This window comes from uncultured Campylobacter sp., from assembly GCF_938018145.1.
Lineage (GTDB): Bacteria > Campylobacterota > Campylobacteria > Campylobacterales > Campylobacteraceae > Campylobacter_A.
Map to the genome: position 1 here is coordinate 1 of NZ_CALIII010000305.1, position 8,135 is coordinate 8,135.

Sequence of the window (8,135 nt, forward strand, 5' to 3'; positions counted from 1 at the left end):
GCTATCGTCGCCGGGTCTATGCTTGCTCTTTTTGCGACGCTAGCGGGACTGTTTTATTTTCTAGGCAAACGGCGCGAGTAAATTTGTAAGGTCATTTGCGGCTAGCTAAATTTAGCCTACCGTCAAATTTAGCGCAAATTTAACGCACCCAAACCAAAAACGCAAATCAGGCGCGCGGCATAGTCAAATTTACTCCGCTTTTCCAGCCGTCGCTTTATAGATACCGATTTCGTCTTGCAAAATTTTATATTTTTGAGCTAGCAGGCTGGTCCTGCCTTCAAGCAGCGAATTTTGCGCCTCCAGATAGTTTTTTAGCTCGGTTTTGCCGTAGTCGTATTTGAGCTTGTATATGTCGCTGATAGAGCTTAGATTTCGCAAATTTTCGTTTAAATTTCGCAAAACCGCCTCGTCTTTTTGCAGATTTTTATAGCTCGCGTCGATCTCGTTTAGCGCGGTCGTTAGCGTCTGCGCGTAGTTTAGCTTCATCGTCTCAAACTCTAGCTCGGAGATTTTTAGCTTTGATTTAAGCTTAGAGTAGTTTAAAAACGGCAAATTTATCGCGATATTTCCGCTTAAGAAATTTAGCTTAAGCCCCTCGCTCGCGCTATCTCCGCTACCGCTAAGACCCGCGCCTACCGTGATGCTTGGGTAGAAGTTCTTTTCGCTAACTTTAACCCCTAAAAGCGCCTCTTTGATACGCGAGACCGCGGCTTGCAAATCGGGACGCGCGCCGATAACGTAAAGCGGCACGTTTAAATTTACGCCCTGAGGCGAGATATCGCTCAAATTTCCGCTCAAATTTAACTCAAACTCGGGCCTAACGTTTAGCAGGTTTCTTAGCGTTTTTTCCGCCGCGTCAAGACTCTTGGCCGCGTTTAAAATTCTATTTTTAGCCGAGATTACAGAGCTTTTTACCTGTTTTAGGCTTAGCTCTTCTTCTTTGCCAAGCTCAAATTTAGCCTTTACGATAGATTCTAGCTCTTCGTAGTTTTTTAGCGTCTTTTCGTATAGATTTATGCTCTCTTTTTGATATTTCGCTTCAAAATACGCGTCCGCAACTGAGTTAATAAGCGCGAGTCTGGCGGCCTGCAGGTCGTATTTCGTCGCATTTGCCTCCCACATGGCGGCGTCTGCGGAGTTTGCGAGCTTGCGCCACAGATCGATCTCGTAGCTTAGCGAGATACCGCTTTTGTAGCTCTCGTTCCAGCTACCGCCCATTTTTATATTTTTACCCGCTTCCGCGCCCAAATTTGCGTTAAAGCTAGGCACGAGATCAGCCTGCAAGACGCCTGCTTGAGCTAGGGCTTTATTTACGGCGATGGCTGATTTTGCCAGATCTATATTATTTTTTAGCGCGAGGCCGATTAGCTCGTTTAGCCTAGGCTCGTTATAGCCTCGCCACCACTCGCGTTCCAGCCTAAAATTCGCCGTCAAATTTGCGTCCTCTTTTAGCAAAATTTGCTCGTAGTTTTCGTTTATCTGCGTTACCGCGCAGCCGCCGAGCAAAAAGGCGGCTAGGATTATGGAGATTTTTTTCATTTTATTCCCTTGAAAGAGCGTCGATCGGATTTAGCTTTGAGGCGCTGCGAGCGGGCATGTAGCCAAATATCACGCCTATCGCGCTAGAAACGACGAGCGCGACCACGATAGAGGTCTGCGAAAATATCATCTTTATATCGGGCGCGAAATTTTCCGCTAGATAGCCGATACCAAAGGCCGATCCGACGCCGATTAATCCGCCGATGAGACACAGCAGCACAGCCTCGATCAAAAACTGCTCTAGGATATTTCCCTGACGCGCGCCGATCGCCATCCTGATGCCGATCTCTTTGGTGCGCTCGGTTACGGAAACTAGCATGATGTTCATCACGCCGATACCGCCCACTAGCAGCGAGATAAAGGCGATACAAGAGATCAGTAGCGTCATGGTCTTTGTCGTTTCCTCGATCGTTTTTTTGATAGTATCGGAGTTTCTGGTAAAAAAGTCCTTTTTACCGTGCTTGGCGGTTAAAATTTCCGTTAAACTCTGCTCTGCTATTTGCGCGTTTACGTTATCTTTTACCTTAACCGTGATAGATGACAGGTGCCTATCGCCGGTTAGTTTGTTTATGACGGCGGTATATGTAGAAAACGTGCGCAGAGTGCTGGAGTCTGCAAACATATTGTCGTTTTTAGCTACTACGCCGATGATTTTAAAGGGGCGTTTGTTAAAAAGCACCGTTTTACCCAGCGGATCCTCGTTTTTAAAAAACTGCTCCCTAGTTGGCTGATCTATCACGATCACGGACGCCGACTCTGCGACCTCTTGGGCGGTAAACACCCGTCCGGCCTCGACCTTGTAGCCCATCACGTTTAGGCTCTCCTCGCTACCGCCTTTAATCGTAGCCGAGGCTGATTTATTGCCGTAGGTGAGCGTACCGCTAGCGGAGGCGTTTGGCGTGACGCTATCTAGATAGTCTTGCTTAGATAGCATAGTTGCGTCGCTAACGGTCAAATTTTTCACCCGCTCCGAGCGCATATCGCCAAAACCCTTGCCGTTTAGGATATCGATCGTGTTTGTGCCGATACCGCGGATATCGGAGAGGATCTGCTCCTGCGAGCCCTGCCCAAGTGCTACTACGCAGATAACCGATGTGATGCCGATGATGATGCCAAGCATCGTTAGCGCCGAGCGAAGTTTGTGGCTAAGGATCGCGTTTATCGACATTTTAAAGCTCTCGATAAACTGATCTTTGTAAAAGCTAAAGATATTTTTTTGCTTTGGCGCCGGTTTTTCGGAGGCGAAAATTTCCTCGCTTTTTACCGTATCGCTCAAAATTTTACCGTCTTTTATCTCGATGACGCGGTTTGCGTATGCGGCGATATTTGGGTCGTGCGTGACGATGATGATGGTGTGGCCTTGCTTGTGTAAATTCGTTAAAATTTCCATCACCATGAGGCCGCTTTTGCTATCTAGCGCACCCGTCGGCTCGTCTGCCAGGATGATCTCGCCGCCGTTGATGAGCGCCCTAGCGATCGAGACTCGCTGCTGCTGTCCGCCGCTAAGTTTATTGGGCAAATTTTGCAGCTTTTCGCCAAGCCCGAGCCCTTCTAAAAGCTCGCCGGCCTTTTTCTCGCGCTCTTTTTTAGAAACGCCCGCATATACGCTAGGCAAAGCTACGTTTTGCAGCGTAGTTAGCGTAGATAGCAGGTTATAGCGCTGAAAGATAAAGCCGAATTTTTCTCTGCGTAAACGCGCTAGCTCGTCGCCTTCAAATTTAGATATGTCGGCGTCCTCCAGCAGATACTGCCCGCCGCTTGGATTATCTAGGCAGCCAAGGATGTTCATGAGTGTGGATTTACCCGATCCGCTCTGCCCGATGATAGCGATAAACTCGCCCTTTTTTATGGTTAAATTTACGTCTTTTAGCGCGTCAAACACGTTATCGCCGAGTTTAAATTTCTTGCTTAAATTTTTAAGTTCTATCAAATTTTTCAAGACTTAGCCTTAGAACTTCATTTTTCTTTTCTCTTTTTCAAACATTTCGCTGATTTCAGCCGCCGAATTTCGCTTCGTCACGACTTCCTCGCCTTCTTCTACTCCGCTTAAAATTTGAGTTTTTAGGCTATCGATTAGTCCTGTTTGTACCTCTCTTCGCTCGGCCGTATCTAGCCCGTCTTTACCTTTTTTTAGTACGTAAACTACGCTTTTGCCGTCCTCTTTTTTGATAGCGATCGAGGGCACGATGACGGCGTCTTTAGCGCTATCTAGGATGATGGTATTTTGCGTGGTCATGCCGATCCTTAGCGTGCCGTCCGGGTTATCTACGATAGCTTTGGCGTAGTAGTAGATCGCCGAACTACTCGAGCTTGAGGCGGTCGAGCCCGAGCTTGTAGTCGTGGTGTATTTGCCGTTGCTTAGCGTGGTTAGGCCCGGGTCGATAGAGCTAATATGGGCGTGAAATTTACGATTCGGCTCGGAGAGTATCGAGTACTCGACCCTTGAGCCTACTTTTATCTTTGTGATGTCGCCCTCGGCGATCTCCATTTTTAGCAGCACTTTGCTTAGATCGGCGATATTTACGATGGTGGGCGTAGTTTGGTTTGAGTTTACGGTTTGACCCTCCTCAACCTGCACGGAGACCACTACGCCGCCTTTTGGAGCAGTGATTTTAGTGTAGCCAAGGTCGATTTGAGCGGTGTTTAGAGAGATTTTAGCCTGCACGATTTGCGCTTCGATCTCTTTTAGCGAGGCTTCGTTTGCTGCTAGGGTATTTTTGGCGTTTTCAAACTCCTCTTTTGAGGTCGCGTTTTTAGCAAAAAGCTCTTGCTCGCGCTTAAATTTGGTCTTTGAAATCTCAAGCGCGACTTTGGCCGAATTTAACTTCGCTTCGTAAATACCAAGCTGGGCTTTTTTGGTATCTACGTTATTTTGCTGAGTTGCGGAGTCGATTTCTGCTATCATATCGCCGGCTTTTACGACGTCGCCTAGTTTGACGTATAGTTTTTTGATCTGGCCGCCGACTTGCGCGCCAACGTCGATTAGCTCGGTAGCGTAGATCTCGCCGTTACTTTCGATACTTTTTACGAGCTCGCCGCGAACGGCTTTTGAGGTGATAAACTGATCGCCTTGCGGGACGTTAAAATTTTTATCGTAAAAATAGTAACCGACCCCAGCCAGCACAGCTAAAACCGCGATAAATTTGATAAATTTTTTCATTATTTCTCGCTTTTTTAAATTTAACGCGAGATTATATACAAAAATGCGTTAAGGCGATGTTAAGTAATTCAATTAAATTTTATTTTTCTTTAATGCGAGCCGCCGTATAATCGGTTTTTTAAAATTTATAACTCGGATTACGCAAATGTTTACGCAATTATTATCTATTTTTATCATTATCGCTTCGGGCTACGGGGCGAAAAAATTTAAAGTCTTTGAGCAAAAAAACGCCTCCGTATTCATAAACTACGCGCTTTGCTTCGCTCTTCCGGCGCTGATATTCGATAAAATTTACCACGTAAACATCGACACCACGCTCATCAACGTCATCGCCACGGGTTTTGCCTGTTCGATGCTGGGCGCTGCGGCGATATTTTTCGCGTGCAAATTTTTAAAATTTAACAAAGCCACGACCGTGAGCGCCGTACTGCTAGGAATGTTTGGAAACACCGTATTTATGGGCATGCCTATCATTAAGGGCTTTTTCGGCGAGGACGCGATGAATGAAGTTATCTTTTACGATCAGCTAGCCACCTCGATCCCGATTAGCATTTTTGGCCCTTTTATCTTAGCTTTCGGCGCTCCGGCAAAGGTTTCGCTCGTGCAAAACGTGATGAAAGTGATCAAATTTCCCCCTTTCGTCGCGCTTATTTTGGGCTTTTTGCTTCGCGGCGTTCCGCTTCCAAAGGTGCTATTTGACGCGCTTACGCTTTTTGCGCAAAGCGTCGTTCCTGTCGCGCTTTTTGCGATCGGTATCGGACTTGGATTTCGCAGTATCAAGAGCTGCTACAAATCAACCGCAGTGGTAATCGCGGGCAAGATGCTGCTAGCGCCTTTTATTTTTATATTAGTCACGATAGTTTTTGGCGTAAATTTCGGTCAAATTTGGATGATAGGCATCCTGCAGTGCGCCATGCCGCCGATGGTGCTAGCAAGCGCGATGATCATGAAAGCAGAGCTTGATAGCCAGCTAGCAGTCGCCGCCGTGGCCGTAGGAGTGGCGTTTAGCTTCGTTAGCCTGCCGCTTTTATCGTACGTTTTTAGCTTGATGGCTTAAATTTCACGCTCGTTTCACGTTTCTTGGCTAAACTTCCATCATAAATTTTCCTAAAGGAGATGCTATGAAAAAGTTAGCTTTAGTTGCGCTTAGCGCGTTGTTCGTTACAGGTTCTATCTTTGCCGCCGAGATGAAAGGCGATATGATGGAGAAAAAAGATACCATGATGGAAAAGAAGGACGCCATGATGGAGAAAAAAGACGATATGATGATAAAAAAGGACGAAATGAAGGGCGACATGAAAGAGATGAAAGACGATATGGGTAAAAAGAAAGACGATATGAAAGACATGAAAAAGGATAAGATGTAATGACGCAAATTTTGCTCGTAGAGGACGATGAGACGCTAAGCGAACTCATCAGCGAGTATCTAAGCGAACAAGGCTACGACGTGACCGTTCGCGCCGATGCTAAAGCAGCTCTAGATACCGCCTACGAGCGAAATTTTGATATCCTCATCCTCGACGTCAAGCTGCCTAAAGGCGACGGTTTCTCCCTTTTGCGCGAACTTAGGCGGCTTGGTAACGACGCGCCCGCTATCTTTACCACCTCGCTAAACGCGCTGCAAGACCTAGAGATCGGCTACAAAAGCGGCTGCGACGACTACCTAAAAAAGCCCTACGAGCTAAAAGAGCTTTTGCTTCGTATTCAAATTTTACTCAAGCGCAAATTTTCTCACGTAAATGACGAATTTATCACGCTTAGCGGCGGATATAAATTTTATCCAAGCTCCAAAACGCTCCGGCAAAACGGGCAAATCGTAAACCTCTCAAACAAAGAAAGCGAGCTTTTGGCGCTATTTTTGGAAAATAAAAACGCGCTGCTGAGCAAAGAGGCGATATTTGAGAAAATTTGGAACTACGGCGAGGAGCCTAGTGAGCTAAGCCTGCGGGTTTACGTTAAAAATTTACGCCGAATTTTAGGCAAGGACGCGATCGTAAACAGGCGCGGCGACGGCTATATCTATGTCTGAGCGCTCCGCCGTTATAGCTAAAATCCTCTCGCTTTATCTCATCACTAGCGCCCTATTTTTGGGGTATTTTTTTACGAACGACTATAAAATGAAAAAAGAAGCCCTCATCTCAAACGAGGTCAAAAACCTAAAAGAGATCAAGATGGGTATCTATATGAAAGCGCGTATGGACGGGCTTGGCGCGGTAAAAAGCTTTACCGCCGAAAAAGACGTCAAAGCCTGCATCGTAGCTAAAAGCGGTCAAATTTTATACGGCGAGGCGGGCTGCGCTAAATTTGACGACGCACAGAGTAGCCCGGTCGCAGCAGACGGCAAGGTAACGATATTTGAGGCGCTGCAAAATATGGACGAAGGCGGCGCGGACGAGCTAGCCACGGCAAAGATCGCGCTAAGCGGCAAGGACGTCACGAGCGAGCTAAATTTGCTGCGACTGCGTACGGCGCTAAATTTGCTTATCGTTTTAGGCGTTATCATGATAATCGCCTTTTATCTAGCAAAGACCGCGCTAGCGCCGCTACACGCCAAGATCGCCGCGCTAAATCGCTTTATAAAAGACTCTACTCACGAGATAAACGCGCCCCTTAGCGTCATACTTATGAGCATCGAAACGGCAGATAAAAGTAGCCTAAGCCAGAGAAATCTAAAGCGCCTAAACAACATCCAAACCGCCGCCAAAACGCTAAGCCGTACCTATGAGGACCTCACGTATTTATCCTTTGGTGCCGAGCGCTGCGCACCAAAAGAAGAGCTAAATTTGAAAGATATTTTAAACGAGCGACTCGAATTTTTTGCTCCGTTTTTTGCTAAACGAGGGCTTGATTTAAGGCTAAATTTAAAAGACGCTCTCATAAACGCAAACGGCTATGAGCTAAAACGTGCGGTGGATAACCTACTAAGCAACGCCGTAAAATACGCAAACCAAGGCGGCTACGTCGCGGTTAGTTTGCAAGACGGCGAGCTAAAAATCTCAAATAGCGGCGAGGGGTTAAGCAAAGAGCAGCAAGATAAAATTTTCGAGCGATACACGCGGTTTAACGAAGACCAAGGCGGATTTGGTATCGGGCTAAATTTAGTCAAAAGAGCCTGCGAAAACAACGCCATATCCGTAACCTGCGAAAGTGAGCCGGGTAAAGAAACAACCTTTACACTTAGGTGGATTAGTTAAATTTGACGGGTTTAAAGCGCGCACGTCTTGCTAGATAAAATTTGCGAAAAAGCTGGCCGCAAAACAGCTCCACTTTATCCGCAAAATTTGCTAAATTTTAAAATTTTCTATCTCGTTAAAATTTAGATACCGATAAATTTGTGCCTCTTTGCCCGCAAGCTTTTGGGGTACGATACTCATGTATTCAGAGACGCTGGGTAGCCTGCCTAGCACGGCGCAAACGGCCGCCAGCTCGGCGCTGC

General features: G+C 46.6%; 7 protein-coding genes. 4 read left to right on the forward strand and 3 right to left on the reverse strand.

Annotated elements, in window-relative coordinates; genetic code table 11:
- Positions 1–189 precede the first annotated feature (189 nt).
- The 3 genes from Q0338_RS07195 to Q0338_RS07205 are packed head-to-tail and all read right to left on the reverse strand — an operon-like array spanning position 190 to position 4,699.
- Positions 190–1,539, reverse strand: a complete 1,350-nt coding sequence (locus Q0338_RS07195) for a TolC family protein (RefSeq protein WP_298086161.1) — start codon at positions 1,537–1,539, stop codon at positions 190–192.
- A gap of 1 nt (position 1,540) precedes the next feature.
- Complete coding sequence (locus tag Q0338_RS07200; RefSeq protein WP_298086166.1) at positions 1,541–3,469, reverse strand: MacB family efflux pump subunit; 1,929 nt, start codon at positions 3,467–3,469, stop codon at positions 1,541–1,543.
- Positions 3,470–3,487: 18 nt separating this feature from the next.
- Positions 3,488–4,699, reverse strand: coding sequence for an efflux RND transporter periplasmic adaptor subunit (locus Q0338_RS07205; protein WP_298086162.1), 1,212 nt, complete (start codon positions 4,697–4,699; stop codon positions 3,488–3,490).
- Positions 4,700–4,844: 145 nt separating this feature from the next.
- Here Q0338_RS07205 and Q0338_RS07210 point away from each other — a divergent pair, with 145 nt between their 5' ends.
- From Q0338_RS07210 to Q0338_RS07225, 4 genes are all read left to right on the forward strand, one after another.
- On the forward strand, positions 4,845–5,756 hold the full coding sequence (locus Q0338_RS07210; RefSeq protein ID WP_298086163.1) for an AEC family transporter: 912 nt from the start codon (positions 4,845–4,847) through the stop codon (positions 5,754–5,756).
- Positions 5,757–5,820: 64 nt separating this feature from the next.
- Positions 5,821–6,066, forward strand: a complete 246-nt coding sequence (locus Q0338_RS07215) for a hypothetical protein (protein ID WP_002944746.1) — start codon at positions 5,821–5,823, stop codon at positions 6,064–6,066.
- Positions 6,066–6,728, forward strand: a complete 663-nt coding sequence (locus tag Q0338_RS07220; RefSeq protein ID WP_298086164.1) for a response regulator transcription factor — start codon at positions 6,066–6,068, stop codon at positions 6,726–6,728. The genes Q0338_RS07215 and Q0338_RS07220 overlap by 1 nt, the downstream gene beginning before the upstream one ends.
- Positions 6,721–7,893, forward strand: coding sequence for a HAMP domain-containing sensor histidine kinase (locus Q0338_RS07225; protein WP_298086165.1), 1,173 nt, complete (start codon positions 6,721–6,723; stop codon positions 7,891–7,893). Before Q0338_RS07220 ends, Q0338_RS07225 begins: the two co-directional genes overlap by 8 nt.
- The last annotated feature ends 242 nt before the right edge of the window (positions 7,894–8,135 follow it).

Coding starts and splice junctions, on each gene's coding strand:
- Q0338_RS07195 (WP_298086161.1), bottom strand. CDS start 1,539: ATGAAAAAAATCTCCATAATCCTAGCCGCCTTTTTGCTCGGCGGCTGC.
- Q0338_RS07205 (WP_298086162.1), bottom strand. CDS start 4,699: ATGAAAAAATTTATCAAATTTATCGCGGTTTTAGCTGTGCTGGCTGGG.
- Q0338_RS07210 (WP_298086163.1), top strand. CDS start 4,845: ATGTTTACGCAATTATTATCTATTTTTATCATTATCGCTTCGGGCTAC.
- Q0338_RS07215 (WP_002944746.1), top strand. CDS start 5,821: ATGAAAAAGTTAGCTTTAGTTGCGCTTAGCGCGTTGTTCGTTACAGGT.
- Q0338_RS07220 (WP_298086164.1), top strand. CDS start 6,066: ATGACGCAAATTTTGCTCGTAGAGGACGATGAGACGCTAAGCGAACTC.
- Q0338_RS07225 (WP_298086165.1), top strand. CDS start 6,721: ATGTCTGAGCGCTCCGCCGTTATAGCTAAAATCCTCTCGCTTTATCTC.